Raw genomic sequence first — 636 nt, forward strand, 5'->3', positions numbered from 1 at the left:
TTTGGCCTAGGCCGGCATTAACCGCGGGAGGACGCAGCGCCAGCAGCGCACCGATCACGCCCCACAGCGCGGCAATCGAATCACCGATGGAAATCCCGGTACGCACCGGTGGCCGATCTTCGAAACCGGTGATGTACCGCAGGCCGCCCATGGATTCGCCGACCGCGCCGAAACCCGGCTGGTCCTTCATCGGCCCGGTCTGACCGAAACCGGACAGGCGAACCAGCACCAGTTTCGGGTTCAGGGCGTGCAGGGTTTCCCAGCTCAGACCAAGTTTTTCCAAGACGCCGGGGCGGAAATTCTCGATGAGGATGTCGGCTTCGCCCAGCAGTTGTTTCAGGATCGCCAAACCGTCCGGGTGTTTCAGATTGAGGGTCAGCGACTTCTTGTTGCGCGCCTGGACGAACCACCACAACGAGGTGCCTTCGTACAATTTGCGCCACTTGCGCAGGGGATCGCCGCCGTCCGGCGACTCGATCTTGATCACCTCGGCGCCGAATTCGCCGCAAATGCGCGAGGCAAACGGCCCGGCGATCAGCGTACCCAATTCAATGACTTTCAGACCCGAGAGCGGTTTGCTGGTGAACGGCATGCGAAATCCTGTAGGACAAGGCTGAACGGATACAGGGTTTTAAC

At 60.7% G+C, this 636-nt stretch carries 1 protein-coding gene; it reads right to left on the bottom strand.

What is annotated here, in order from left to right; translation table 11 throughout:
• Nucleotides 1-592 (bottom strand): CaiB/BaiF CoA-transferase family protein (locus J5M71_RS26435; RefSeq protein ID WP_207838419.1); only part of this gene is annotated, 592 nt, incomplete at its 3' end.
• Between the last annotated feature and the right edge of the window lie 44 nt (nt 593-636).

The sequence above is a fragment of the Pseudomonas sp. 43(2021) genome (genome assembly GCF_017490805.1).
In the GTDB taxonomy this organism is placed as follows: domain Bacteria; phylum Pseudomonadota; class Gammaproteobacteria; order Pseudomonadales; family Pseudomonadaceae; genus Aquipseudomonas.